Source organism: Nocardia sp. NPDC004340, assembly GCF_053602575.1.
The window spans coordinates 61007-86111 of the sequence record NZ_JBSGDW010000001.1 but is presented as its reverse complement, the minus strand read 5'-3'; the positions used below and the strand labels follow the sequence as shown (position 1 = coordinate 86111).

The following is a 25105-nucleotide window of genomic DNA, read 5'->3' as shown; positions in this document are numbered from 1 at the left end:
TTTTTCCCTTGACGCCAATTGTCGGTGGGGGTCACTATGGTGGAGCTGCCTTCGAACTCCAGAGGAGAGGCTCATGACCGTAGCGACGGACGCTCTCGGTACAGACGAAAAAGCAAGTCCCGCACAAGATTCCAGGCGTTGGTGGGCGCTCGGCGTAATCGCCATGGCACAGCTGATGGTGGTCCTGGACGCAACGATCGTCACCATCGCCATGCCGTTCGCGCAGCAGGATCTGCACATCAGCGACGGTGACAAGCAGTGGATCTTCACCGCGTACACCCTGATCTTCGGCGGTCTGCTGCTGCTCGGCGGCCGCCTCGCCGACTACCTGGGCCGCCGCCGGATCCTCATGGTCGGCCTGATCGGCTTCGCCGCGGCCTCCGCGCTGGCCGGTCTCGCCCAGAACCAGGCCGAACTCTTCGCGGGCCGCGCGCTGCAGGGCGCGTTCGGCGCGCTGCTGGCCCCGGCGGCGTTGTCGCTGGTGTCGGTGACCTTCACCGAGGCCAAGGAACGGGCCCGGGCCTTCGGCGTGTTCGCCGGTGTGTCGGCGGCGGGCGCCGCGCTCGGCCTGATCGCCGGTGGCGCTCTCGTCGAGTACGCGAACTGGCGCTGGTCGCTGCTGGTGAACACCCCGGTCGCGCTGCTCGCCCTGGCCGGCGCGTTCGCCTTCGTGGTCAAGGATGTGCCCGCACCCCGCACCGGCGGCTACGACCTGCCCGGCGCGGTCACCGTCACCCTCGGCCTGATCTCCATCGTGTACGGCTTCAGCCGCGCGGCCTCCGACGGCTGGACCGCCTCCACCACGCTGGCCCTGTTCGTGGTGGGTGTGGCGCTGCTGGCGGCGTTCGTGGCCATCGAGGCCCGGACCGCGAATCCGCTCCTGCCGCTGCGTATTCCGGGTGAGATCAACCGCGGCGGGTCGTATCTGATCGCGCTGCTGGTGCCGATCGCCATGTTCGCCATGTTCCTGAACCTGAGCTTCTACCTGCAGATCGTGGAGCACTACTCGGCGCTGAAGACGGGTGTGGCGTTCCTGCCGTTCCCGGCGGGCATCGTGGTGTCGGCGGGTATCGCCTCGGCGGTGCTACCGAAGATCGGGCCGCGGCCGCTCATGCTGGCGGGCTCGGTGCTGGGCGCGGCGGGCCTGGTGTGGCTGTCGCGGCTGGAGTACGGCGACAGCTACGCGACCGCCCTGCTGCCCGCCATGATCCTGATCGCCCTGGGCATGGGTGCGCTGTTCGTGTCCATGCAGACCACCGCGCTGCACCAGGTCGACGCCGAGGATTCGGGCGTGGCCAGCGCGCTGCTGAACGCCGCCCAGCAGGTGGGTGGTTCCATCGGCACCGCGCTGCTGACCACCATCTCGGTCCAGGTGGCCGAGCGGTACGTGCGCAACAACGTGACCGTCGACCACGTGATGGAGCGGGCCTCGATCCACTCCTACAACGTGGCGTTCCTGATCGGCGCGATCTTCTTCGCGCTGTGCGTTCCGATCGCGGCGTTCATGGTCCGGGACAAGCCGCAGAACCTGCTCGAGGGTGACGAGCACGCCGTGCACGTGGGCGTGTGAGCCACCGCCGGTGATTCCGCACCGTGCCCGCCGCGAGTCTCGCGGCGGGCACGCGTCGTTTCGGCCGCAAGTCGGCGGCAAGTCGCGGTGCATTGCCCCGGCCGACAGTACGACCATGACGATGACGAAAGTGCCCACCGCGACTGATCCCGACCTCCGGCTGCGCGCGGGCGCGCTGATCGCCGGGGGCGTGCTGTTCGCCGTGGGCAATGCCCTGCACCCGCTGGAACACTCCGAGGCGGCCGAACAGTCCGCCACCTGGGCCGCCGCCCACCTGACCTTCGGCACGGGCGCGGTGCTGATGGCGGTCGGCCTGCCGGTGCTGCTCACCGCCTGGCGCGATGGGAAGGGTTGGCCCGCAAAGGTTTCCGCGGCCGCCCGGGTCCTGCTGTTCGTCGGGCTCACGGTCGCGATCCCGATCGGCGCGTATCACGAGGTCTATGTCGCCTCGCGGCTGTCGCACCACGAGCAAACCGCCATCGAGGAGGCCGCGCTCCCGGTCAACGGGCCGCTCGCCGCCGCCTTCCTGGTGGGTTTCCTGCTGCTGGCCGGGTGTGCGCTCGCCGCCCCGCGTCCGCTGCTCGGCCGGGTGGGCGCGGTGGTGCTGATCGTCGCGGTGCTCGCGATGGCCGGGGCCGAAGGGCTTCCGGGGGCGGAGGGCTGGTGGATCATTCCGGGGACGATCGGGGTCGGACTGGTGCTCGCGCTGGCCGGAGTGCGCGCGCTCCGATCGTGAGGCTCGCCGCGGCGGTTACGGTCCGGCTGTCGCAGGCGATGTATCACCCGTGGTTTTCGTGGAAGTGCTGGGCGCACTACGGGTGACGGTGGATGGTCGGCCCGCCCCTTTGCGCGGGCCGAGGCAGGGGGCGGTGCTGGCGCGCCTGGTTTCGGCCGGGGGCGAGGTGGTTTCGGCGGATCGGCTCATCGAGGATCTGTGGCAGGGGGAGCCGCCGCCGAAGGCCTCGGGAGCGTTGCAGGCGCACATCTCGTATCTGCGGCGGTCCTTGGAGCCGGATCGGCCGCCGCGCGCGCCCGCGGGTGTGCTCGTGTCGCAGACCCCCGGATACGCGCTGCGCCTGCCGGTTTCGGCCGTGGACGTCTGGCATTTCGACCACCTGGTGTCCACCGCCGCCACCGAATCCGATCCGGCCGCCCGCCACCGCCTCCTCGATTCCGCGCTGGCGCTGTGGCGGGGTCCCGCGTATGCCGCCTACGCCGACGCGGCCTGGAGTGCCGCCGATATCGCCCGCCTCACCGATAGGCGCTGGACCGCCGTGGAACAGCGGGCCGATGCCGCCCTCGCCCTGGGCCGCCCGGAGGAGGCCGTCGCGGCCCTGCGCCGCCTGGTCGACGAACACCCCGAACGGGAGGCCGCCGTCCGGCTGCTGGCCCTCGCGCACTACCGCCAGGGCCGCCAGCTCGACGCTCTCGCCACCCTGCGTGACCTCCGTGCCACCCTCAACACCGAATTCGGCATCGACCCCAGCCCGCCCGTGCGCGAGCTGGAAGCCGCCATCCTCGCGCACGACCCGGCCCTCACCCTGCCCACGCCCGCCGAGCCGGTCGCCGCGGAATCAGGCTCGACCCGTTCACATTCCACCGACCTCGCGGCGACGGTCACATCGGTAGTGCCCGATCGGCCGGACCCCGTGCCGCCGATGTCCGCCCCGGTCGGCTACGCGGGCCAACGCTCGGCGCTGCTGTCCGCCGCCCGCGAAGCCGCGGACGGCCGCAGCCGATTGGTGTGGCTGGAAGGCGAGGCGGGAGCCGGTAAGACGACGCTGGTGCGGTCGGTCGCCGACGAGCTGGCCGCCGCCGGCTGGCGGACCGCGGTCGGACGGTGCCCCGAGGTCGACGGCGCTCCGGCGGCCTGGGCCTGGATGGAATTGACCGGTGAATCCGGCGGCAAGGCAGCCGATCTCGGTGCGGACGCGACACCGTTCCGGCTGTCGCTGGCCGTGGTCGATCGCTTCGCCGAATGGACCGGACAGCCCATCGACACCCCGGGTGGGCGGATGAGCCCCGGCCCGGTCGCCCCGGATACCCCGAGATCGGTCGATACGGCGAGTGCGGCCGGGCCGGTGCTGGTGGTGCTGGAGGACGCGCATCGGGCGGACAGCGCGACGCTGCAGATCCTGCGGCAGGTGGTGGCGTGGTCGGCGCAGGCTCCGGTGCTGTTCGTGGTGACCATGCGCGGATCGGAAGTGGGGGACGAGGTTCGGGCCACGTCGGCGGCGCTGGCGGCGGTGACCTCGGGACGGCTGGAGCTGACCGGGCTGGACCTCGAGGCCGTGCGGACCGTGGCGAGGACGGCCGGCCTGCGCGGAATCGACGACGCCACCGCCGAATTGGTGCGTGACCGCACCGGCGGCAATCCGCTGTTCGTGGCCGAGCTGGCGAAACTCGCTGCCGCCGAAGGGGATCTGCTGGCGGTTCCGGCGGGGGTCAGCGATGTGCTGCACCGCCGGATCGCGCGTCTGCCCGCCGAGGCGGCGCGCATGCTGCGGCTGCTCGCGGTGTGGGGCGGCGAGTCGGATTTCGACGCGTTGCTGGAGCTGACGGGCGAAACCGAAGGTGCCCTGGTCGATCTGGTGGACACCGTGGTGGTGGCCGGGCTGCTGCGCCTGGAGCCCGGGGGCCGGATCCGTTTCGGGCACGCGCTGACCCGGGACGCGGTCTACGCGGGCATTCCCGCGCTGCGTCGGGGCCGCATGCACTGGTCGGCGCTGCGCGTGGCCGAGCAGGTGAATCCGGTGGATCCGGCCCTGCTCGCCCATCACGCCATGACCGGCGCACACGCGGGCACCGCCGGGGAGGCGCTGGGGTACGTCCTGGCCGCCGCCCGGCAGGACGGTGCCCGCCGCGCGTTCGCCGAGGCGGAACCGCTGTGGCGGGCCGCGCTGGATTTGCACACGCTTGCGGGCCATCGCGAGGACGGCCCCGATCCCGTTGTGGGCGCGGCCATTCTGGAAGTCCGCTGCGCCCTGGTCAACGCCCTCGCCTACCGCGGCAACGACGCCGCCGCCCGCGCCGAGCGCGCCGCCGCCCTCGAGCTGGCCGAGCACCTCGCCATGGGTGACCAGAGCTTCGGTGCCGCAATCGATCCCATCGCCCTGGCCCTGTGTTCCTGGCGGGCGCCGCTGATCTGGGGTACCCGGGACAAGCGGCTGCCGGACGATCGGGTGATCGGTGCGTTGCGGGCGGCGCTGGATCGACCGCTGCCCGCGGCCGTGCGGGTGCGGCTGCTGGTGGCCTTGGTCGTGGAGGTCGAGGGTGATGACGACGCGCTGGCGTTCGCGGCGTCCGCGGAGGCGGTTGCGACGGCGCGCGAACTGGGGGATCCCGAATTGCTGTGCGCGGCCTTGAATGTCCGCGCCTATGTCGCGCTCGGCCCGGACCTGTGGGACGAACGGGCGGGGTTGGCCGACGAGCTGCTGGCGGTGTCCACGGCGGCGGGTCTGGTCGAGTTCCAGGCGGTGGCGCATTTTCTGGGCTGCCTGATCGCCGGTGCGGACAACGATCTGGTGCGGGCGCGCCGGGAGGCCGAGCGCGGGCTGGAGTGCGCGACGGGTGGTCAGCTGCATCAGATGCTGATCGTGCTCACCCTGTTCGATGTGGTGCTCACCGTGCTGCGCGGCGACCTCGACGCCGCCGAGCGCGCGTACGCGGAGGCCAGCGCTCGAATGGTCGCGGCGGGTGCGGCGAATGGCGCGGAGTTGCTCATCGCCGGGGGCATGATGCTGGGCTGGGCGCGCGGCGACCTGTCCGGCCTGGTGGAGCCGATGGCGCAGGTGTACGCGATCTCGCCCGAGGCGCTCGCGCACCCGTACGCGCTGGCGCTGCTCGACAGTGGTGAACCCGACGCGGCGCGTGCGGTTTTCGCCGCGGCCGCGCCGATCCGCCGGGATCACTACTGGTCGGTCATGGCGGTCTTCCGTTCCCGGGTCGCGCTGCGGCTCGGCGAGCTCGAGGCCGCCGCCGAGTGCTATCGGGACATGCTCCCGCGCTTGGGCGCCGTCGCGGGCCTCGACACCGGTTCGGTCGTCTACGGTCCGATCGACACGGTGCTGGCCGAGCTGGCCGACGCGCTCGGCGACTCGGAGGCCGCCGCCGCGCATCGAGCCCGCGCGACCGCGGTCGATGCCCATCTCGCCGCCCAGCTCGCGACCCTCCCACCGGCGGGCGCGAATTGATCGGCAGGGCACTCGGCCCGGCCCGCCGATCAGTTCCCGGCGATGAGCGCTTCCCGTCGCCGATGCCCCCGCCCGAACCAGCGCAGCATGAGTCCGAGCACGAGCCCGCCCTCGGCGTTGGCGCGCTCCCATTCCTCGGGCGTGCACATGCCGAACATGCGGGGCAGTTCGAAGCTCATGGTCGCGCCCTTGCGGGCGGCGGCTTCGACGGCGCTCCACTGCCGGGCGTCGAGGTGGGCCGTGATCACCGGGAAGACGGTGTCCTCCTCGTCGGCGATGTGCTCGCTGAGCAACTCGTTCAAGTGGGCGAGGTGGTCGCTGAGCGCCGCCGCGGATCCCGCGCGGGCGAGTTCGCGCGCGCCGGCGCGCACGCTGTCCAGGATGGGGTCGAGCTGGGCGTGGTCGTCCTCGAGTTCGCGCACGTCCACCGCGCCGGTGTCGCGCAGCAGCGGCCACAGCACCTCGTCCTCGATGGTGTGGTGATGGTGGATGCTGTCGCAGAGCAGCAGCAGGTATTCGGCGATGGCCGCGGCTCGTCGGGGTGGGCAGTTCGCGCGTCCGGCGGCGATGTCGCGGGTCAGCTCGGTGAAGCGCGCGGTGTCGGCGATCATGGCGCGGTGGGCGAGGCGCATGCCCAGCAGGTCGGGCTCGGGGGTGGTCGGCATACTGGGACTGTGGGCCCGATCACTTGCACCCTACTTGCGAGTAACTGAGGGCAGGTTCCCGCACAGCGGGGGCTGCCCGCGCGGTGAGGTCCATAGCAGCAGTACGCTTGTCTTGCTTGACGCCACATCGGACATGGACCTGGTACCACAGGTCCGGTGCCGGGAGTCATGCGTATACGTTGTCTGTTGAACAGCTGGGGTCCGCTACAAGCGGTGCTCACCGGCCGTGCAATGGGAGCACCACCTTCCTAGGAGGACACGAAGATCCATGTCCAAGATCAAGGTTGAAGGGACTGTCGTCGAACTCGATGGCGACGAGATGACCCGGATCATCTGGCAGTTCATCAAGGACAAGCTGGTCAATCCGTATCTCGACGTGAACCTCGAGTACTACGACCTCGGCATCGAAGCCCGCGACAAGACCGATGATCAGATCACGATCGACGCCGCGAACGCCATCAAGAAGCACGGCGTCGGCGTCAAGTGCGCGACGATCACCCCCGATGAGGCCCGAGTCGAGGAATTCGGCCTCAAGAAGATGTGGCGGTCGCCGAACGGCACCATCCGCAACATCCTGGGTGGCACGATCTTCCGCGCCCCGATCATCATCTCGAACGTCCCGCGTCTGGTTCCGGGTTGGACCAAGCCGATCATCATCGGCCGTCACGCCTTCGGTGACCAGTACCGCGCCACCGATTTCAAGGTGCACCAGGCGGGCACCGTCACCCTGACCTTCACGCCCGAGGACGGCTCCGAGCCGATCCAGCACGAGGTCGTGCGCATGCCGGAAGACGGCGGCGTGGTCATGGGCATGTACAACTTCCAGGAGTCCATCCGGGACTTCGCGCGGGCCTCGCTGAACTACGGCCTGCAGCAGAACTACCCGGTGTACATGTCGACCAAGAACACCATCCTCAAGGCCTACGACGGCATGTTCAAGGACACCTTCGAGGAGGTGTACCAGACCGAGTTCAAGGACGAGTTCGACGCGGCCGGTCTGACCTACGAGCACCGCCTGATCGACGACATGGTCGCCTCCGCGCTCAAGTGGGAGGGCGGCTACGTCTGGGCCTGCAAGAACTATGACGGCGACGTGCAGTCCGACACCGTGGCGCAGGGCTTCGGCTCGCTGGGTCTGATGACCTCCGTGCTGCTGACCCCGGACGGCCGCACCTGTGAGGCGGAGGCGGCGCACGGCACCGTGACCCGTCACTACCGTCAGCACCAGCAGGGCAAGCCCACCTCCACCAACCCGATCGCCTCGATCTTCGCGTGGACGCGTGGCCTGGCCCACCGCGGCAAGCTGGACAACACCCCCGAGGTGATCGGCTTCGCGCAGACCCTCGAGGACGTCGTCATCAAGACGGTCGAGTCCGGTCAGATGACCAAGGACCTCGCGCTGCTGGTCGGCGGCGACCAGGGCTACCTGACCACCGAGGAGTTCCTCGGCGTGCTGGACGCCAACCTGGCTCGCGAGATTCGCTGAAACCCTTACTCCGGGTGGACGTTCCGACGTCCGAGGAGAGCCGCGCGAACGTGAACAGCGCGAAGCGGTGACGATGGCGGCCGGGACCACAGTCCCGGCCAGAACATCCACCGCGCCCAACGGGCACCTGCCCCCACCGGAACCGGTGGGTGGGCGGGTGCCCGAACTGTTTTCCGGGGAGGTTCCCGCGGGGTGAGCGGACTCACGGGCGAAGGGGGAAGCGGGACGCCGCGGGCGGCGTTGCGCAATTCCATGGCGAACTCTGTATCCGCGACCGACGTGCCCGACGCGGCTCCCGCCGGGACCGCTCCCGCCGGGGGTGGGGCCGTCGCCTCCGGCGAGACCCGACGGTGGCCGGTGGCGGCCATGCTGGCGCTCGCCGCGGGCGGATTCGGTATCGGCACAACCGAGTTCGTGACGATGGGTCTGCTGCCCGATATCGCGGACGCCATGAAGGTGTCGGAACCGACTGCGGGACATATCGTTTCGGCGTACGCGCTGGGCGTGGTGGTGGGCGCCCCGGTGATCGCGGCGCTGTGCGCGCGGGTGCCGCGCAAACGACTGTTGATGGCGTTGATGGTGGCGTTCACGCTGGGCAACGCCGCCAGTGTGGTCGCGCCGACATTCGCGACCTTGACTCTCGCGCGGTTCGTTTCGGGTTTGCCGCACGGCGCGTATTTCGGGGTGGCGTCGCTGGCGGCGGCGTCCTTGGCCCCGGTGGGGCAGCGGGCGAAGGCGGTGGCCGCGGTTATGCTGGGATTGAGCGCCGCCAATGTCGTCGGCGTTCCCGCAGCGACCTGGCTGGGCCAGAATCTCGGCTGGCGGGCCGCTTTCGCGGTGGTCGCCGTGATCGGTGTGGCGACGGTGGCCGCGCTCTCCCGGCTCGTGCCCGAGCTGCACGGCATTCGCATGACCGATCCCCGGACCGAACTGACCGCGTTGCGGCGTCCGCAGGTGTTGCTGACCCTGCTGGTCGGCGCGATCGGCTTCGGCGGCATGTTCGCGGTCTACACCTACATCACCACCACCCTCACCGATGTGGCCGGCGTGCGGATCGGCCTGGTGCCGCTGGTGCTGGCATTGTTCGGGCTGGGCATGGTGGCGGGCAATATCGCGGGCGGCGTGCTGGCCGACCGCGGCGTGGATCGCGCGGTGTTCGTCTCGCTGCTGGCGATGGTGGTGATTCTGGCGGGTTATGTTGCGGCGGCCCACAATCCGTACACGGCGGCGGTCGGGGCGTTCCTGGTCGGCGCGTCGGGCGCGGCGCTGGCCCCGGCCCTGCAGACCCGTCTGATGGATGTCGCCCACGACGCGCAAACCCTCGCCGCCGCCTTGAATCACGCGGCCCTCAATATCGCGAACGCCGCGGGTGCGTGGCTGGGTGGCCTGGTGATCGCCGCGGGGATGGGTTACACCGCTCCGGCGGTGGTCGGTGCCGGGCTGGCGGTGCTGGGCGTGCTGCTGTTCGTGGCGACCGTGTCCCTCGCGCGCCGGCCGGAGCGCCGGTAGCCCGGGGATTTCCGGTTCGGCCCCTTCGCCTTCTGGGGGCGCGGGTGGATCATGAATATGGCGCCGAATTACCAGTGGAAGACGTTTCCTGCACGAAAGGACGGGAACGACATGTCAGAGCAGAACAAAGCCACGGCCAAGCGCATATTCGATGCCTGGAACGCCAGGGATCTCGATGTCTTCGATGAAGTGATCGCGGCGGACGCCATCGATCACGATCCACAGAATCCGCACGCGGAGGTGCACGGTCCCGCGGCGCTCAGGCGGCAGGCGGAGATGTACCTCGCCGCGTTCCCCGATACCAGAATGCTGGTCAACGAGCAGTTCGCGGAAGGCGATTTCGTCCTCACCCGGTGGACGGCGTCGGGCACCAATCAGGGTCCGCTGATGGGGATGCCCGCCACCGGCAAGCCGGTCGTCATCGCGGGTATGACCGTCACCCGCTTCCAGGCCGACGGCAAGGTCGGCGAGAGCTGGGCGAACTGGGACACGCTCGGGATGTTGCAGCAGCTCGGTGTCATTCCGGCGGCGCAGTCGGCGTCGGCCTGATTCGTTCGCTGTCCAGGCGGTGTGGTGTGGCCTGCGGGCCGGATCACACCGCCCGGATCAGGTGCGCGCCGGTCTTGTGCTGACCGGCGCGAATGTTGTTTGCTGAAACAGTGCTGGCAACCCGCTCGAGTGTCCAGTAGGGAGTGGGAGCACGCGTTTCGCTGAGCTGACATCGTTCTTCCGAGAAGGGACTTCCCGTCATGCGCGCAGTAAGAACCGCCGTCCTCGCCGCGAGTTTGCTAGCCGGGCTGATCGTGCCCGCCCTCGCCGTGCCCGCCATCGCCTCCGCCGACGCCATCAGTTGCGGCCAGGACCTCAACGGCTGCGCGACCGCGTGTCGCGAGCGGATCGGCAACTCCTATATCCGGCTGCAGGATTGCGCTATGACCGCGTCGGGCTGGACCTGCGATGCCTGCATGTACAACTCGCACACCTGACCGCCCGGAACCGCCCGGCGCACGTCAGACCAGGGCGTGCGCCGTGGTGAACCCCAGCAGCGCCGCGCCCAGTCCGGCGACGAGGCTGACCGTCACATTGAGGGCGGCGTACAGGTACGACCGTTCCTCGGTGAGGCGGACGGTCTCGTAGCCGAAGGTGCTGTAGGTGGTGAGCGCGCCGCAGAAGCCGGTGCCGAGCAGGGCGAAGGTGGGGGAGGAGGCGGCCGCGCCGGTGAGCGCGCCCAGGATCAGGCAGCCCGCCAGATTGACGGTGAGGGTGCCCCATGGGAACACGCTGTCGTGGCGGGTCTGGATGGCGCGGTCGGTGAGGTACCGCAGGGGTGCGCCGACCATCGCGCCGAGGATCACCAGCAGTCCGGTCATGCCGCCGCCTTCCGGTAGCCGCCCGCCGCGCGGGTGAGCCGCACCGCGAGCAGGGTGGCCAGGAGCGCGCAGACCAGCGTGGCGGCCAGATAGCCGAACGCCGTTGCGACAGTGCCGGGTTCGAGCAGCGCGCGGGTCTCGTTGGCGTAGGTGGAGAACGTGGTGAACCCGCCGAGGATGCCGACGCCGAGGAACGGCCGCACCAGTGGGTGGGCGGTGCGCAGTTCGGTGACGATCACCATGAGCACGCCGATCAGGAAGCAGCCCAGCACATTCGTGGCGAAGGTGGCCCACGGGAATCCGTGCGCGGGAGTCGGCCACACCTGGGCGAGGCCGTAGCGGGCGAGTGCGCCGATGGCGCCGCCGATCGAGATGACGGTCAGGATCGCGCCCTGGGAGTGCGGCAGTTCCTGCCGCTGGTCGGGCTGATGCAGATCGATGTCGGGGTCGATGGGTTCGGCCGCCTGGGCGGTCGCGTCCAGCTCTCGGGTCACACGGGTCTCCTACTCCAGCGCGCACACGTTGGTGTCTTCGTGGTGTAGGGACTGTTGGCGGCGATGTCGCCGCGGTTGTTCCGGTGTCCGGAGCGGCGAGCCCCACCGCCGTATCGCTCAGGGTAACCAGATCGGGCTGTCGCGCGGAACCGAAGTGGGTGACATCACCGCGCCCACGCCGTCTGTCGGCCGGCGAACCCGGCGCGAACATACACGGGTGTATGTAAGTGTAAGATTCCGGCATGACCAGCTCCGCCGTCTCGAAGCCGCCGCGCCGCACCCAGGAACAACGCAGCACCGAGACGCGCACGCGATTGCTGGACGCCACCATCGAGTGCCTGGTCGAGTACGGCTACGCCGGAACCACCACGCCGCGGGTGGCCGAGCGCGCGGGCGTCACCCGGGGCGCGCAGGTGCATCACTTCGGTTCCAAGAGTGAGCTCGTCGTCGCCGCGATCAGTCATCTCGCGCAGCGCCGCACCGAGGCGGCCATGAAGGAGATCGGGCGGGTCCGCAGCACGGACGATCCGATCGCCGCGACCCTCGAGGCCATGTGGGAGCTGCATCAGGGCCCGCTGTTCATCGCGGCCATCGAATTGTGGGTGGCCAGCCGCACCGATCGGGTGCTCGCGGTGGAGATGGAGAAGGTCGAGCCGTTCGTGAACAACGCGGTGCTGATGGCGGTGGCCCAGCTGGTGCCGAACGAGCTGGACCGCAAGAACGTCCGCGACTTCGCCTACACGGCCATGGACACGCTGCGCGGAATCCTGGTCACCAACTTCATCTCTCCCGATCCCGAGCGGGCGCACCGGCGCTGGCTGCGGGCCTCGGCGCAGCTGCGGCTGGCGGCCGCGGCGGTCATGCCGGACTTCCATCTCGGCGACCGATAACCGCCACCCTTACCGACGCCGCTGTATGTGCGGCCGCATCGATCTGACCTTCTGATCTTGCCGTCCCCCCGTGGATTCGCCGCACCCTCTTGCGCCCTTACATACAGCTTTGTATGTTTGTTTCTGTTCCCCTATGTGAGGAGTTCGATGACGAACAAGGTCTACGTCGTCGGCGTCGGCATGACGAAGTTCGAGAAGCCGGGGCGGCGCAAGAACGAGGACGACAGCGCCTGGGACTACCCGGACATGGCCCGGGAGTCCGGCACCAAGGCGCTCGCGGACGCGGGAATCGACTACCGGGAGGTCGAACAGGCCTACGTCGGTTACGTCTTCGGTGAGTCCACCTCCGGCCAGCGCGCGGTCTACGAGCTGGGCATGACCGGAATCCCGGTCGTGAACGTCAACAACAACTGCTCCACCGGCTCGACCGCGCTCTACCTTGCGGCGCAGGCGATTCGGGGCGGCCTGGCCGAGTGCACCCTGGCCCTGGGCTTCGAGAAGATGCAGCCGGGCTCGCTGGGTTCGGTGTGGGACGACCGCGAACAGCCCATGGCGCGCCACATCATGGCGCTGGCGGAGATCTCCGAGGTGCTGTTCCCGGTTGCCCCGTGGATGTTCGGCGCGGCCGGACGCGAGCACATGGCCAAGTACGGCACCACCGCCGAGCACTTCGCCAAGATCGGCTACAAGAACCACAAGCACTCGGTGAACAACCCGTATTCGCAGTTCCAGGACGAGTATTCGCTCGACGACATCCTGGGCTCGCGGATGATCTACGACCCGCTCACCAAGCTGCAGTGCTCACCGACCTCCGACGGTTCGGGCGCGGTGATCCTCGCCAGTGCGGACTTCGTGGACCGCCACGACCTGTCGCGGCAGGCGGTGGAGATCGTCGGCCAGGCCATGACCACCGACTTCGGTTCCACGTTCGACGGCAGCGCCAAGAACCTCATCGGCTACGACATGAATGTCCAGGCGGCCGAGAAGGTCTACGCGCAAGCCGGTCTCGGGCCTGAGGACTTCCAGGTCATCGAGCTGCACGACTGCTTCTCCGCCAATGAGCTGCTGCTCTACGAGGCGCTGGGGCTGGCCAAGGAGGGCGAGGCCGGTCATCTCATCGACTCCGGCGCGACCACCTACGGCGGCAAGTGGGTGGTGAACCCGTCCGGCGGCCTGATCTCCAAGGGGCACCCGCTGGGCGCGACCGGTCTGGCGCAGTGCAGCGAGCTCACCTGGCAGCTGCGCGGCACCGCCGACAAGCGTCAGGTCGACAACGTGACCGCCGCCCTGCAGCACAACATCGGGCTCGGCGGCGCGGCCGTCGTCACCGCCTACCAGCGCGCCGAGCGCTGATCACACGACTCGACGAGGAGCGAAACATCATGGGACACATCGAAGCCGGCAGGAACCTCAGCGCGACCCCCGATGCCCTGTGGGCTGTGGTCTCGGATCCGCAGACCTGGGACAAGTGGTTCTCCATCCACGAGCGCTGGATGGAAGAGCCGCCCGCCGTGCTCGCGCCCGGTGCGAAGCTGACCGCCAAGATCCTCATGCTCGGTATGGCCAACAAGATCGAGTGGGTGGTCGAGAGCGTCGAGACCCCGAACAAGCTGGTGCTCAGCGGAACCGGCATGGCCGGGGTGAAGGTGCAGTTCTCCTTCGACATCACCCCCGAGGGCAGCGGCAGCAAGTTCTCCGTCGCCGGCGACTTCGAGGGCGCGCTGATCAAGGGCGCGCTGGGCAAGGCGGTCGAGAAGGACGGCCTGAACCAGCTGGACAAGACGTTGACCGCGCTCGACGCGTTGGCCACGGCGGCCTGATATGGCCTCGACGACAGTCGAATTCGACGAGTCCGGCCTGAACAACTGGTCGGACGAGGAGTCCTTCGAGGTCACCCGGGAACGGATCGCCGAATACGCGGCCGCCACCAACGATCCCATCGCCGCGCATCTGAAAGGCGATGTGGCCCCGCCGGTCTTCGCCATCGTCCCGGTGTTCGACGCCATGATGGCCCCGGTCATCGACGTGGCCCCGATGAACATCTTCGGGCGGGTGGTGCACGGGGAGCAGGACTTCCACTTCCACCGCCCGATCCGGCCCGGCGATCAGCTGGTCGCCCGGGCCCGCGCCATCGGTTTCGAGGGCAAGGACAACGGGTCCACCATCACCATCCACATCGAAACCCGGTCCGATGCCGGGGAGCTGGTCAACGAGCAGTATCTGACCGCGTTCTTCCGGAATGTCGACGCGGGCAGGCAGGTCGGCGCGGCCGCTCCGGCGCACCGCTTCGATGCCGGGTTGGCCGAGCTGCCGCCGCTGGCGACGGTCGCGGCGCACGTGGACGCGGACCAGACCTACCGCTACGCACCGGCTTCGGGCGATCCGGTGCCGCTGCACCTGGATGACCAGGTGGCCAAGGACGCCGGTCTGCCCGGCATCATCGCGCACGGCCTGTGCACCATGGCGATGTCGTCGTGGGGGGTGCTGTCGCAGGTGGCGGGTTCGGATGTGGCGAAGCTGCGCCGGTACGCGGTGCGGTTCTCCAAGATGGTCTTCCCGAACGACGACCTGGAGACGCGGATCTGGAAGGTCGGTTCCGCCGACGGCATCACCACCTACGCCTTTCGCACCGTGCGCGGCGACGACACCGTCCTGAGCGACGGACTCGCCGAGATCGCCGACTGATCGAGAACTGAGGAGACATTCATGGGTGCACTCGAGGGACGGGTTGCCATCATCACCGGTGCCGGGCGCGGTATCGGCCGTGAGCACGCGCTGCTGTTCGCCCGGGAGGGCGCGGCGGTCGTGGTGAACGACCTCGGCGGCAGCAATGCCGGTGAGGGGGCCGACGCCGGCCCGGCGCAGCAGGTGGCCGAGGAGATCATCGCCGCAGGGGGGCGCGCGATCGCCAACACCGACAGCGTGGCCGACTGGCAGGGCGCGAAGAACCTGGTGGATCAGGCGGTGTCGGAGTTCGGGCGGCTCGATGTCGTGGTGAACAACGCGGGCATCCTGCGCGACGCCTTCATCGCGGGGATGGAGGAGTCGCAGTGGGATTCGGTGCTGGCCGTGCACCTCAAGGGGCACGTGGCGGTGCTGCGGCACGCGGCCGGGTACTGGAAGGAACAGTCCAAGGCGGGTAATCAGCCCGCGGCCGCGGTCATCAACACCGCGTCGGCGTCGGGTACCACCGTTCCCAATGCGGGACAGGCGAATTACGGTGCGGCCAAGGCGGGTATCGCGGCGCTCACCCTGGTGGCCGCCGATGAGCTGGCCCGCTACGGCGTGCGCGTGAACGCCATCGCGCCGATCGCGCGGACCCGGCTCACCCTGGCCACCCCCGGCATGGGCGACATGATGGCCGCGCAGCAGGCGGGCCTGGAGGAGGGCGAGTTCGACGCCTTCAGCCCGGCCAATATCTCGCCGCTGGTGGCGTATCTGGCCACCGAGAAATGCCCGATCACCGGCAAGGTGTTCGCGGTGCAGGGCGGCGCCATCTCGGAGCTGGCGGGCTGGCACGACGTGAAGACCATCGAGACCGAGGGCCCGTGGGCCATCGACGATATCGCCGGGCGACTGCCGTAATCAGGAAGGCGGACAACGATGTTCGAATGGTCCGAGACCGATGAGCTGATCCGCGACGCGGTGCGCGGCTTCATCACCAAGGAGGTGCGGCCGCACCTCGACGCCCTCGACAGCGGCGAGATGCTGCCGTACCCGATCATCCGGAAGCTGTTCGGCGAGTTCGGGATCGACGCCCTCGGCGAGGAGGCGATCACCAAACTGCTGGCCCGGCAGCGCAAGCGGGAGGAAGCTCTGGCGGCCGGGGACCCGCTGCCGGAGAAGAAGGAACGCTCCGGCGACGGCAGCCCCTTCTCCGGGCAGGAATCGATGATGGCGGTGCTGGTCAGCGAGCTGTCCGGGGTGTGCATGGGGCTGGTGAGCGCCATGGGCGTCAGCATCGGCCTGGGCGCGACCACCATCCTCGCGCGCGGCACCCTCGCGCAGAAGGAACGCTGGCTGCCCGATCTGGTGACCATGAAAAAGGTCGCGGCGTGGGCGATCACGGAGCCGGACTCGGGGTCCGACGCGTTCGGCGGCATGAAGACCTACGTCCGCCGCGACGGTGAGGACTACATCCTCAACGGCCAGAAGACCTTCATCACCAACGGCCCCTACGCCGACACCGTGGTCGTCTACGCCAAACTCGACGAGGGCGACGGCGCGGACAAGCGGGACCGCAAGGTGCTGACCTTCGTGCTGGACAAGGGCATGGAGGGCTTCACCCAGGGCAAGCCGTTCAAGAAGATGGGCCTGCACGCCTCACCCACCGGCGAATTGTTCTTCGACAATGTCCGATTGGGCCGGGACCGGCTGCTCGGCGAGACCGAGGAGCACAAGGGCGGCGACGGCCGCGAGAGCGCGCGGTCCAGTTTCACGGCCGAGCGGATCGGCGTGGCCTTCATGGCGCTGGGCATCGTCAACGAATGCCACCGGCTCTGTGTGGATTACGCGAAGACCCGCAAGTTGTGGGGTCAGGAGATCGGCCGTTTCCAGCTGGTGCAGCTCAAGCTGGCCAAGATGGAGGTGGCGCGGATCAATGTGCAGAACATGGTCTTCATGGCCCTGGAGCGCAACCGCGCCGGCAAGCCTCCGAGCCTGGCCGAGGCGTCGGCCATGAAGCTGTACTGCGCGGAGGTCGCCACCGACGTGGCCATGGACGCGGTCCAGCTGTTCGGCGGCAACGGCTACATGGCCGAATACCACGTCGAACAACTGGCCCGCGACGCCAAGTCGCTGATGATCTACGCGGGCTCCAACGAGATCCAGGTGACCCACGTCGCCAAGGGCCTGCTCGGCCGCTAGTTCCGGTGATTCCACGACACGGTCCGCCCGCGCACCGCTCGGGCGGACCGTTCGCTGATCGGCTCGGGTCGATCGGCACGACGACAGGAGCGCATGACAATGGCGTCATCCGACAAGACGGCGGCGTCATCCGACGACCACGCGGCCGCCGGGGCCGTGATCGAGGAACGAACGGTGTCCTACGCCGGTGTCCGCACCCGCGAACTGGCCGTCGCGGGAGCCGGGCTACCGATCGTGCTGCTGCACGGCTACGCCGACAGCGCCGACACCTGGCGCGGGGTGCTGACCCGGCTGGGCGCGACCGGTCGGCGGGCGCTCGCGGTGGATCTGCCCGGCTTCGGCCTGGCGCAGGATCGCCGGTCCGGCGCGCTGACTCCGCAGTTCGACGAGTTCGCCGACGCCCTGGTCGCCGCGCACGGTCCGGTGGTGCTGGTGGGGAATTCGCTGGGCGCGGCGACCACCCTGCGGGCGGCTGCCCGGCATGGGGACGGGCGGGTGGCGGGGATCGTCCTGCTGGACGAGCCGCTGCTGGCCCGGCATCGCCCGGCCCGGCTGGTTCGCCGCCGCGAGTACACGCGGCTGTTCGACATCGCCGGCGCGCTGCCGGTTCCGGCTCCGGTCCTGCGCTGGGGGATCCGGCGGCTCGCCGCGGCCTTCTGCTACGGCCCCGGGGTCACGGCCGACCCGATGTACGTGGACACCTGGCTCCGCTCGATCCCCGACATGTCCGCCGCGGCGGCGCGGGCGCGCGATGCCGTGCGCTACGCCCGCGAACACCCGAACGGACACGGTGACCTGAGCATCGGCTGCCCGGCCCTGGTGGTGCACGGCGCGAAGGACCGGCTCATCCCGGTCGCCGCGAGCCGGGAGCTGCACGCACTGCTGCCCGGCAGCGAGCTGGTGGTGCTGCCGCGCGCCGGACACTGCCCGCAGGTCGACTATCCCGCCGAGGTCACGCGCCTCGTCCTCGACCACGCCGCCCGCGTGGACCCACGATCCGAATGGAGTGCTTCGTGACCGGTGATCCGACCACCCTGTGCGAGGCGTTCCAGCGCACCGCGGCCCGGTTCCCGGACCGGGTGGCGCTGCGCGGGGCCGACTGCGGACGGGAGCTCACCTGGGCCGACTATGCCCGCCGGGTAAGGGATTTGGCCGCCGGACTGGCCGGTATCGGGGTGGTCGCCGGGGACACGGTCGCCGTCATGCTGACCAACCGGGTCGAGTTCCATCTCGTCGACACCGCCATCCTGCACCTGGGGGCCACGCCGTTCTCGATCTACAACACCTTCACCGCCGAACAGATCGCGCAGTTGTTCGCGAACGCGGGAAATCGGGTGGTGGTCACCGAGGCCCGCTTCCTGGCGACGGTCCGTGCCGCCGATCCGGACGGCCGGATCGAGCACATCGTCTGCGTCGACGGTGAATTCGAGGACACGCTCACGCTGGATACCGTCATCGCCACGCCCGCAGCGGATTTCGACTTCGGCGCGGCCTGGCGTGCGGTGCGCGCCGAGGACCTGCTCACCATCGTCTACACCTCCGGCACCACGGGTCCGCCGAAGGGCGTGGAGCTCACACACGCCAATCTGCTGTTCGAGTTCGCGGCGATGGAGGCGCTGGCCCCGATCGGACCGGACGATCGGGTGGTGTCGTATCTGCCCGACGCGCATCTGGCGAATCGGGCGTTCGCGCACTACAACAACCTCATTCGGGGGGTGCAGATCACCACCGTCGCCGACCCCAAGCAGCTGATCGCCACCCTGCCGCAGGCCCGTCCCACCCTGTTCCTGGCGGTCCCCGCCATCTGGTACAAGGTGAAATCCGGCATCGAATCCCTCATCGCCGCAGAACAATCCACGCCGCGCGGATTGTTGTTGCGGTGGGCCGTCGACACCGGTGCGAGCGCGGCGAGACTGCGGTTCGCGGGGCGGAGCGCGCCGCTGTCGCTACGGATTCAGCTGATCCTGGCCGACCGCCTGGTATTGCGGACCTTGCGCGCCCGGATGGGACTCGACGCCATCAGAATCGCGGTCAGCGGCGCCGCACCGATCGCGCCCGATGCCATGGCCTTCATTCTGGGACTGGGCTTTCCGGTCTGCGAGGCCTGGGGGATGACCGAGTCCTCGGCCGCGGCCACGGCGAACCGCCCCGACGCCATCCGGATCGGGACGGTCGGGCAGGCGCTGCCCGGCGTCGAGGTGCGGGTGGCCGCCGACGGTGAACTGCTCATTCGCGGACCGCTGGTCATGCGTGGTTACCGCCACGATCCCGACCAGACCGCCGCGGCGATCGATGCTGAGGGCTGGCTGCACACCGGCGATATCGGGAGCATCGACGCCGACGGCTACGTGCGTATCCTCGACCGCAAGAAGGAACTCATCATCAACGCGGCGGGCAAGAATATGTCGCCGTCGAATATCGAAGGCGCGGTGCGGGTTTCCTGCCCGCTGGTGCAGTCGGTGATGGCCATCGGCGACAACCGCAAATACGTGACGGCCCTGCTGACCCTGGATCCCGACGCCTGCGCCGCCTACGCGCGCCGCCACGGTCTCGCGGACGGCGCGCCCGCGGTGCTCGCCGAGCATCCCGGCGTACTCGCCGAAATCGAGTCGGGCATGCGGGAAGCCAATGCCCGGCTGGCGCGGGTCGAGCAGATCAAGCGCTATCGGGTGCTGCCGGTGACCTGGGAGCCCGGCGGCGATGAGCTCACGCCGAAGATGTCTCTCAAGCGCAAGCCCATCGCCGAGAAGTACGCCGCCGTGATCGAGGCGCTCTACGACTAGCTGGGCACGGAGACCGGGCGCAGGCAGTCCCCGAACGGGATGGCGACCGAGCAGAAGGCGGGCTTACGGGTGGGACGGTAGTCGGAGACGACACCGCCGCGCGCCGTGATGTCCTTGAACGCCGCCACGGCGTCGGTGGGGCGACGGGTCAGGGACGGATCGGTCTTGGCGTCGACGGTGTAGAGGCCGAATCGCGGTGAGAAGCTGCCCCATTCGTAGTTGTCGGTGAGGCTCCAGTAGTTGTAGCCGATCACGTTCATGCCGTCGGCCTTGGCGCGCTGCAGCCAGTAGACGGTGTCGCGCAGGTGGTCGGCGCGGTCGTAACCGTCGGAACGCGGGGCGGCGTTCTCGGTGGGCAGGCCGTTCTCCACCACGTAGATCGGCAGGCCCGGGAACTTCTCGGTGTAGTTGCGCAGGTTGTAGTAGATGCCCTCTGGTTCGATGGCGTTCTTCCACAGTTCGTCGCCGAGCAGCGCGGGGCTGGGCAGATTCGTCAGGGACGCGCCGTAATAGAAGTCGACGCCGATGTAGTCCATCTTGCCCTTGATGCGATCGGCGAACATCATGTCGGTCAGATCCTGCACGATCGGGTACTGCGCGATATTGCTGGTGACCTTCGCGCCGGGCTGGTGCGCGTGGATGTAGTCGTAGATCGAGTTGTGCGCCTGGACCATCCGGTCGAACATGGGCAGCGCGTCGAGCACCCCGATGTCACCGATCTTGATCGACTGCGCGACATAGCCCATGGGCTCGTTGATGGTGACCCACATCGGGTCGTAGCTCGCGTACCGGTCGACGACCCGGCGCATATTGGCGAGCCAGTCCGTCACGATGTCCTGTTTCTTCCAGCCGCCGCGATCGGCTTCCCAGCCGGGGATGACCCAGTGGTCGAGGGTCAGCATGGGACGCATGCCCGCCGCGCGGATCTTCTGCAGGACCGTGTCGTAGAACTGGAAGTCGCGCTCGTCCCACACGCCCGCCTTCGGCTGCACGCGCGCCCATTCGATGCTGAGCCGGAAGACCTTCAGGCCCATACCCGCGGCGAGGTCGATGTCCTCGGCGTACCGGTCGTAGAAGTCGACCGAGTTCAGGTAGGGGTCGTGTGCCTTCCCGGAGGTGGCGTACCGGCTCCAATTGCTGTCGGGCGCACGGCCCTCGGACTGGAACCCGGACATGGCGACGCCCCACATGAAGTCGGAGCCGAAGGGATTCACCGTGGTCGGCGCGCCCGAACTGCCGGTGCCCGAGCCGCTGGCGCTACCCGATCCTGAACCGCTGGAGCTACCCGAGCCCGCGCTGCCCGTGCCGGCGCTGCCGGTCCCGGCGACATCCGCGGGTGACGAGGCGGCCACGGCGGACCCGCCCGCCACAATGGCCACGGCCGACAGAATCGAACACAGGACGCGCGTAGGTCTCATCGCGGCGGAATCTCCAGAACTGGTGCGGGTGCGGCGCGACGCCGCTGGGGTGGCCGCCCAGACTCTACTGGTCAATCGTCCAGAATGGGACCCTTTCGACTGGAACTCATTTCAGATCGGGTTCTCCGGCGGATTCCGGCCAGGTGTCAGGGTTTGCGGGCCAGGGCCGCGGAGATCAGCTGCTCCCAGACGCTCAGGTCGTGGTGGTCGCCGCCGATGCGGGACACGCCCTCGGCGGTGGGTTCGGGGCGCCACAGGGGGCAGGGGACCAGGCCGGGTTCGAGGATCTCGAGATTGCCGAAGAGGGCGAGGATCTCCTCGTCGGAGCGCCAGCGGCCGCGGCCGAAACTGGCCTGCAGCTTCTGCTCGGCGAGGCGGGTCTCCTCGTTGAAGCCGGAACGGAAGTGGGAGATGTAGAGCATGCTGCCGGACGGGATCTGGTCCGCCCAGTAGCGGACGATCTGGTCCGGCTTCTCGTCATTGTTGAGGTGGTGCAGGATCGCGCTGAAGATCACCGCCACCGGACGGTCGAAGTCGATGAGCCGCTCCACTTCCGAGTGGTGGCGGATCTCCTCGGAGTCGCGCAGGTCCGAGTGCAGCACGGTGGTGAACTCGTCGGTCTCCAGCAGCGCGCGGCCGTGCGCCAGCACGATCGGGTCGTTGTCGACGTAGACCACGTGCGGATCGGTCTGGTGCCGCTGCGCCACCTGGTGCACATTGTCGGCGGTGGGCAGCCCGCTGCCGATGTCGATGAACTGGGTGATGCCCGCGCGGGAGATCTCGCCGATCGCGCGCACCAGGCAATTGCGATTGGCGTACGCGATATCCACCGAGCCCGGCAGATCCTTGATGAAGAAGTCCCCGATCTCCCGATCGGCGGCGTAATTGTCCTTGCCGCCCAACAGGTAGTCGTACACCCGCGCGATGCTGGGCTTGGACTGATCGATCTGTGGTTGTTCCATCATCCTCTTACCCCGTTCCGAGGGACGCCGTTGTGGCAGCAATCCTATGTAAGAGAACGATTTCCGGCGCGGGGTTCCCCGGTCTCAGACCGCGCGCAGGCGGGTGCGGCTGGCGTACACGTGTTCCGCGATCAGTGTCGCGATCCGGTCCGGGGCCTCCAACATCGGGACATGCCCGACATCGTGGACCAGGATGCGGTCCGTGGATTCGGGCAGTTCCTCCAGAAAACGCTTCGCGTACACGCGATTCGGGATGATCCGGTCGTTCTCGCACAGCAGCAGCCGCACCGGCGTGCTCAGTGTGGACAACTGCTCGAGGGCGGGGAAACGCAAGCCGCTCACCAGCATCGGCAGCATGGCCTGGCAGTGCAGGGCCGCGGTGATGACCGCCTCGAGCCCGGCCCGCGGGACCGCCTCGGTGTTCTTGGTGAGTAGCAGGGCCACCGCCTGCCGGATGAGGCCGCTGTAGGTGATCGCGTCGGGCAGATGCTTGCCGATCTCCACGAACGGCACCATCGACGCGAATTTCAGTCCCACCCGCAGTTGCAGCAGCGACGGGGTTTGCCAGCCGCCTGCGGGCGCGATCGCCGTGAGGGTGCGGGCCCGGCCGCGGCGGGCGAGTTCGAAGCCGACCCAGCCGCCGAGCGAATTGCCCGCGATATGGCAGGTGCGCCAGCCCATCTCGTCGAGCTGGTCCTCGACCTTGTCGGCAAGGGCGCTGATATCGATGAACCAGCCCTCGAGCTCGGGCCCGCCCCAATGTCCGGTGAAGGCGGGAGCGAACACTTCGCAATGGCCGGCCATACGTTGCGCCACCTGCTCCCAGCAGTGCGGGGACAGCATGAATCCGTGCAGGAGGAGCAGTGGTTCACCGGAGCCGGTGTGAAGGGCCCGCACGGGCGCGCGCGGGGTGGAGGGCTTGGCGGTGCCTGACGTCATCGTCGTCACCCCTTCCTGGACCTCGATGTCCGTGAAGAGAGTCGGTAAGGGGCATTGTACGGTCGTGAAGTGGCGAAAATCATCAGTACGTGCAACGTGAACGGAGTGCGTGCCGCCTCGGGCAAGGGACTGCTCGAGTGGCTGGCCGCTACCGAGGCCGATATCGTCTGTCTGCAGGAGACTCGGGCAACCGACGAGCAAACGCGTAGCGCACTAGCGCCCGCGCTGGACGCCGGATGGTTTCTCAGCCATGCCGAACCCGGTCTGAAGGGCCGGGCGGGCGTGGCCATCCTGTCCCGGCACCAGCCGGACGCGGTGCGGATCGGGGTCGGCCTGCTCACCGACGGAACCTGGTCGCCCGTCGAGGAATTCGCCACCCTGGGCCGCTATGTCGAGGCCGATTTCGGGGACCTCACCATCGCCAGCGTCTACGTCCACACCGGCGAGGCCGACACCCCGATGCAGGACGAGAAGTACCGCTTCCTCGACGCCATCGGCGCGCGCATGCTGGCCCACCCCGGCGAGTTCGTGATCATGGGCGACTGGAACGTGGCGCACACCGAACTCGATATCAAGAATTGGAAGGGCAACGTCAAGAACGCGGGCTTCCTGCCGCAGGAACGCGCGTGGGTGTCGTCCATGCTGTCGGCCGGATACGCCGACGTGGTGCGCGACCTGCACCCGGGCGTGCCGGGACCGTACAGCTGGCACTCCTACCGCGGCCGCGCGTTCGACAACGACGCCGGATGGCGGATCGACTACCAGCTGGCCCGCGGTGAGATCGCCACGCGTGCCAAGCAGGCCGTCGTGGAACGCGCCGCCACCTACGCCGAACGCTGGTCCGATCACGCGCCGGTGACGGTGCAGTACCGATGAAGAAGCTGTCGAAGAAGTCGAGCGCCTGGCTGACGCTGGGCGTCGCGATCCTGCTCTTGCTGGTGGCCTTCATCGCCAATCGCGCCAACAACGATCATCCGGCGGACACGAGCAGCGCCAAGCCCGTCGCCACCTCGACGGTCCGGACCACCGCCAAGCCGGGCGGCGCGACCCCGGCTCCGGCCGACCAGGCCGCGCCGCCGTCCAAGGTCGCGGGCGTGCCCGACCGCGCCTACGCGACCCTGGTGGAGATCGACGCCGGACGCTGGCCGGATTCGGCCGACTCGCCCGGCACCAAGGGCGGCGACACCTGGCAGAACCGGGACGGCAGCCTGGCCCGCAAGGACGCCGCCGGGAAGGCCATCACCTATCAGGAATGGGATGTGAATCCCAAGCAGCGCGGTCAGACCCGCGATGCCGAACGCATCATCACCGGCAGCGACGGTTCGGCCTATTACACGGGGGACCACTACAAAACCTTCGCGAGGATGCGCTGAATGACCGAGCCCACGCCGTTATCGCAGTTCCTCTCCGCCCCCACCGCCACCGAGATCTCCGATAGCGCCGCGCGCACGGCCGGCCACGTTCCCGTCCTGGGTGTACTGCCCGTCGGCGCGGCCGAGTTCTCCGGCGTCCGCTACCGGATGCCGGACGGCTACCTGTGCCGGGAACTGCGCGGCCGCAAGATGCGCACGGTCACCGAGGTCTTCGACGAGTTCGCGGCGGCCTTCCAGTTTCCGTACTACTTCGGGGAGAACAAGGACGCCTTCGACGAGTGCCTGCGCGACATCGACGATTTCGTCGGCGCCGCACCGGGATACGTGGTGGTCATCCGCAACGCGGCCCTCATGCTCGACCGGCAGCCGGACGAACGCGACTGGTTCGCCGAGGCCATGACCGACTGCGCCGCCATCTGGGCCGGCCGCGGCATCCCGTTCCGCGTCGTCCTCCAGGACGCCACCCCACCCGGCCTCCCGGTGATCCCCCTGTCCCTGGATCCGGAACCCACGACGGCGTGATTCATCGGAGTTTCCCCTCCGGTTAACCCGCGGTCGAGCGAAACTGTGCACGACGCTGCCATCGT

The 25105-nt window shown here is 68.9% G+C and carries 24 protein-coding genes; 18 read left to right on the top strand and 6 right to left on the bottom strand.

Annotated elements, in window-relative coordinates:
• Positions 1 to 163 precede the first annotated feature (163 nt).
• From ACWEOI_RS00405 to ACWEOI_RS00395, 3 genes are all read left to right on the top strand, one after another.
• A complete protein-coding gene (locus tag ACWEOI_RS00405; RefSeq protein WP_433670855.1) occupies positions 164 to 1570 on the top strand; it encodes an MFS transporter in 1407 nt (468 codons plus the stop codon).
• 115 nt (positions 1571 to 1685) lie between these two features.
• Positions 1686 to 2306 (top strand): hypothetical protein, encoded by a 621-nt coding sequence (locus ACWEOI_RS00400; protein ID WP_433670857.1) that lies wholly within the window; start codon positions 1686 to 1688, stop codon positions 2304 to 2306.
• Positions 2307 to 2355: 49 nt separating this feature from the next.
• A complete protein-coding gene (locus tag ACWEOI_RS00395) occupies positions 2356 to 5763 on the top strand; it encodes a BTAD domain-containing putative transcriptional regulator (protein ID WP_452358559.1) in 3408 nt (1135 codons plus the stop codon).
• 29 nt (positions 5764 to 5792) lie between these two features.
• Here the strand turns inward: ACWEOI_RS00395 and ACWEOI_RS00390 are convergent, their stop codons facing one another.
• Entirely contained in the window at positions 5793 to 6428 is a 636-nt protein-coding gene (locus ACWEOI_RS00390) for a hemerythrin domain-containing protein (RefSeq protein ID WP_452358558.1), read from the bottom strand.
• A 268-nt stretch (positions 6429 to 6696) separates the two neighbouring features.
• Here ACWEOI_RS00390 and ACWEOI_RS00385 point away from each other — a divergent pair, with 268 nt between their 5' ends.
• The 4 genes from ACWEOI_RS00385 to ACWEOI_RS00370 all read left to right on the top strand — a co-directional run bounded on the left by ACWEOI_RS00385 (position 6697) and on the right by ACWEOI_RS00370 (position 10409).
• On the top strand, positions 6697 to 7914 hold the full coding sequence (locus ACWEOI_RS00385) for an NADP-dependent isocitrate dehydrogenase (protein WP_357282226.1): 1218 nt from the start codon (positions 6697 to 6699) through the stop codon (positions 7912 to 7914).
• A gap of 366 nt (positions 7915 to 8280) precedes the next feature.
• The gene (locus tag ACWEOI_RS00380) at positions 8281 to 9423 is read left to right on the top strand and encodes an MFS transporter (protein ID WP_433673239.1); all 1143 of its coding nucleotides are present in this window, start codon (positions 8281 to 8283) and stop codon (positions 9421 to 9423) included.
• Between the two features lie 57 nt (positions 9424 to 9480).
• Entirely contained in the window at positions 9481 to 9972 is a 492-nt protein-coding gene (locus tag ACWEOI_RS00375) for an ester cyclase (protein WP_433670861.1), read from the top strand.
• A 200-nt stretch (positions 9973 to 10172) separates the two neighbouring features.
• On the top strand, positions 10173 to 10409 hold the full coding sequence (locus ACWEOI_RS00370) for a hypothetical protein (RefSeq protein WP_433670863.1): 237 nt from the start codon (positions 10173 to 10175) through the stop codon (positions 10407 to 10409).
• Positions 10410 to 10433: 24 nt separating this feature from the next.
• Here the strand turns inward: ACWEOI_RS00370 and crcB (ACWEOI_RS00365) are convergent, their stop codons facing one another.
• Complete coding sequence (gene crcB / locus ACWEOI_RS00365; protein ID WP_452358557.1) at positions 10434 to 10793, bottom strand: fluoride efflux transporter CrcB; 360 nt, start codon at positions 10791 to 10793, stop codon at positions 10434 to 10436.
• Entirely contained in the window at positions 10790 to 11287 is a 498-nt protein-coding gene (gene crcB, locus ACWEOI_RS00360) for a fluoride efflux transporter CrcB (protein ID WP_433670867.1), read from the bottom strand. Before crcB (ACWEOI_RS00360) ends, crcB (ACWEOI_RS00365) begins: the two co-directional genes overlap by 4 nt.
• 242 nt (positions 11288 to 11529) lie before the next feature.
• Between crcB (ACWEOI_RS00360) and ACWEOI_RS00355 the strand changes: the two genes are divergently transcribed.
• From ACWEOI_RS00355 to ACWEOI_RS00320, 8 genes are all read left to right on the top strand, one after another.
• A complete protein-coding gene (locus tag ACWEOI_RS00355) occupies positions 11530 to 12177 on the top strand; it encodes a TetR/AcrR family transcriptional regulator (protein ID WP_379271903.1) in 648 nt (215 codons plus the stop codon).
• Positions 12178 to 12324: 147 nt separating this feature from the next.
• Positions 12325 to 13530 carry a lipid-transfer protein gene (locus ACWEOI_RS00350; protein WP_433670869.1) on the top strand — a complete coding sequence of 402 codons (1206 nt, stop codon included), beginning with the start codon at positions 12325 to 12327 and terminating at the stop codon, positions 13528 to 13530.
• A gap of 29 nt (positions 13531 to 13559) precedes the next feature.
• Entirely contained in the window at positions 13560 to 13997 is a 438-nt protein-coding gene (locus tag ACWEOI_RS00345; RefSeq protein ID WP_452358556.1) for a type II toxin-antitoxin system Rv0910 family toxin, read from the top strand.
• A 1-nt stretch (position 13998) separates the two neighbouring features.
• Positions 13999 to 14862: a MaoC/PaaZ C-terminal domain-containing protein gene (locus ACWEOI_RS00340; protein ID WP_452358555.1), complete on the top strand. Its 864-nt coding sequence runs from the start codon at positions 13999 to 14001 to the stop codon at positions 14860 to 14862.
• A 21-nt stretch (positions 14863 to 14883) separates the two neighbouring features.
• Positions 14884 to 15762, top strand: coding sequence for an SDR family oxidoreductase (locus ACWEOI_RS00335; protein WP_433670873.1), 879 nt, complete (start codon positions 14884 to 14886; stop codon positions 15760 to 15762).
• Positions 15763 to 15780: 18 nt separating this feature from the next.
• Complete coding sequence (locus tag ACWEOI_RS00330; protein ID WP_452358554.1) at positions 15781 to 17043, top strand: acyl-CoA dehydrogenase family protein; 1263 nt, start codon at positions 15781 to 15783, stop codon at positions 17041 to 17043.
• 99 nt (positions 17044 to 17142) lie between these two features.
• On the top strand, positions 17143 to 18060 hold the full coding sequence (locus tag ACWEOI_RS00325) for an alpha/beta fold hydrolase (protein ID WP_452358553.1): 918 nt from the start codon (positions 17143 to 17145) through the stop codon (positions 18058 to 18060).
• Positions 18057 to 19826: an AMP-binding protein gene (locus ACWEOI_RS00320; protein ID WP_433670877.1), complete on the top strand. Its 1770-nt coding sequence runs from the start codon at positions 18057 to 18059 to the stop codon at positions 19824 to 19826. Before ACWEOI_RS00325 ends, ACWEOI_RS00320 begins: the two co-directional genes overlap by 4 nt.
• Here the strand turns inward: ACWEOI_RS00320 and ACWEOI_RS00315 are convergent.
• The 3 genes from ACWEOI_RS00315 to ACWEOI_RS00305 all read right to left on the bottom strand — a co-directional run bounded on the left by ACWEOI_RS00315 (position 19823) and on the right by ACWEOI_RS00305 (position 23145).
• Positions 19823 to 21205 carry a family 1 glycosylhydrolase gene (locus ACWEOI_RS00315; protein WP_433670878.1) on the bottom strand — a complete coding sequence of 461 codons (1383 nt, stop codon included), beginning with the start codon at positions 21203 to 21205 and terminating at the stop codon, positions 19823 to 19825. The two genes, ACWEOI_RS00320 and ACWEOI_RS00315, sit on opposite strands and share 4 nt — an antisense overlap.
• Positions 21206 to 21390: 185 nt before the next feature.
• A complete protein-coding gene (locus ACWEOI_RS00310; protein ID WP_452358552.1) occupies positions 21391 to 22206 on the bottom strand; it encodes an SAM-dependent methyltransferase in 816 nt (271 codons plus the stop codon).
• Between the two features lie 84 nt (positions 22207 to 22290).
• Complete coding sequence (locus ACWEOI_RS00305; protein WP_433670882.1) at positions 22291 to 23145, bottom strand: alpha/beta fold hydrolase; 855 nt, start codon at positions 23143 to 23145, stop codon at positions 22291 to 22293.
• Positions 23146 to 23214: 69 nt separating this feature from the next.
• Here ACWEOI_RS00305 and ACWEOI_RS00300 point away from each other — a divergent pair, with 69 nt between their 5' ends.
• Genes ACWEOI_RS00300 through ACWEOI_RS00290 form a run of 3 tightly spaced genes read left to right on the top strand, consistent with a single transcriptional unit; the run spans position 23215 to position 25040 of the window.
• Positions 23215 to 24021, top strand: a complete 807-nt coding sequence (locus tag ACWEOI_RS00300; protein ID WP_433670884.1) for an exodeoxyribonuclease III — start codon at positions 23215 to 23217, stop codon at positions 24019 to 24021.
• Positions 24018 to 24518 carry a ribonuclease domain-containing protein gene (locus tag ACWEOI_RS00295; protein WP_433670886.1) on the top strand — a complete coding sequence of 167 codons (501 nt, stop codon included), beginning with the start codon at positions 24018 to 24020 and terminating at the stop codon, positions 24516 to 24518. Before ACWEOI_RS00300 ends, ACWEOI_RS00295 begins: the two co-directional genes overlap by 4 nt.
• The gene (locus ACWEOI_RS00290; RefSeq protein ID WP_452358551.1) at positions 24519 to 25040 is read left to right on the top strand and encodes a barstar family protein; all 522 of its coding nucleotides are present in this window, start codon (positions 24519 to 24521) and stop codon (positions 25038 to 25040) included.
• Positions 25041 to 25105: the final 65 nt, after the last annotated feature.

Coding starts and splice junctions, on each gene's coding strand:
- ACWEOI_RS00310 (WP_452358552.1), bottom strand. CDS start 22,206: ATGGAACAACCACAGATCGATCAGTCCAAGCCCAGCATCGCGCGGGTG.
- ACWEOI_RS00400 (WP_433670857.1), top strand. CDS start 1,686: ATGACGATGACGAAAGTGCCCACCGCGACTGATCCCGACCTCCGGCTG.
- ACWEOI_RS00380 (WP_433673239.1), top strand. CDS start 8,281: ATGCTGGCGCTCGCCGCGGGCGGATTCGGTATCGGCACAACCGAGTTC.
- ACWEOI_RS00335 (WP_433670873.1), top strand. CDS start 14,884: ATGGGTGCACTCGAGGGACGGGTTGCCATCATCACCGGTGCCGGGCGC.
- ACWEOI_RS00305 (WP_433670882.1), bottom strand. CDS start 23,145: ATGACGTCAGGCACCGCCAAGCCCTCCACCCCGCGCGCGCCCGTGCGG.
- ACWEOI_RS00370 (WP_433670863.1), top strand. CDS start 10,173: ATGCGCGCAGTAAGAACCGCCGTCCTCGCCGCGAGTTTGCTAGCCGGG.
- ACWEOI_RS00375 (WP_433670861.1), top strand. CDS start 9,481: ATGGCGCCGAATTACCAGTGGAAGACGTTTCCTGCACGAAAGGACGGG.
- ACWEOI_RS00350 (WP_433670869.1), top strand. CDS start 12,325: ATGACGAACAAGGTCTACGTCGTCGGCGTCGGCATGACGAAGTTCGAG.
- ACWEOI_RS00295 (WP_433670886.1), top strand. CDS start 24,018: ATGAAGAAGCTGTCGAAGAAGTCGAGCGCCTGGCTGACGCTGGGCGTC.
- ACWEOI_RS00290 (WP_452358551.1), top strand. CDS start 24,519: ATGACCGAGCCCACGCCGTTATCGCAGTTCCTCTCCGCCCCCACCGCC.
- ACWEOI_RS00345 (WP_452358556.1), top strand. CDS start 13,560: ATGGGACACATCGAAGCCGGCAGGAACCTCAGCGCGACCCCCGATGCC.
- ACWEOI_RS00405 (WP_433670855.1), top strand. CDS start 164: ATGGCACAGCTGATGGTGGTCCTGGACGCAACGATCGTCACCATCGCC.
- ACWEOI_RS00390 (WP_452358558.1), bottom strand. CDS start 6,428: ATGCCGACCACCCCCGAGCCCGACCTGCTGGGCATGCGCCTCGCCCAC.
- ACWEOI_RS00355 (WP_379271903.1), top strand. CDS start 11,530: ATGACCAGCTCCGCCGTCTCGAAGCCGCCGCGCCGCACCCAGGAACAA.
- ACWEOI_RS00340 (WP_452358555.1), top strand. CDS start 13,999: ATGGCCTCGACGACAGTCGAATTCGACGAGTCCGGCCTGAACAACTGG.
- ACWEOI_RS00325 (WP_452358553.1), top strand. CDS start 17,143: ATGGCGTCATCCGACAAGACGGCGGCGTCATCCGACGACCACGCGGCC.
- crcB (WP_452358557.1), bottom strand. CDS start 10,793: ATGACCGGACTGCTGGTGATCCTCGGCGCGATGGTCGGCGCACCCCTG.
- ACWEOI_RS00385 (WP_357282226.1), top strand. CDS start 6,697: ATGTCCAAGATCAAGGTTGAAGGGACTGTCGTCGAACTCGATGGCGAC.
- ACWEOI_RS00330 (WP_452358554.1), top strand. CDS start 15,781: ATGTTCGAATGGTCCGAGACCGATGAGCTGATCCGCGACGCGGTGCGC.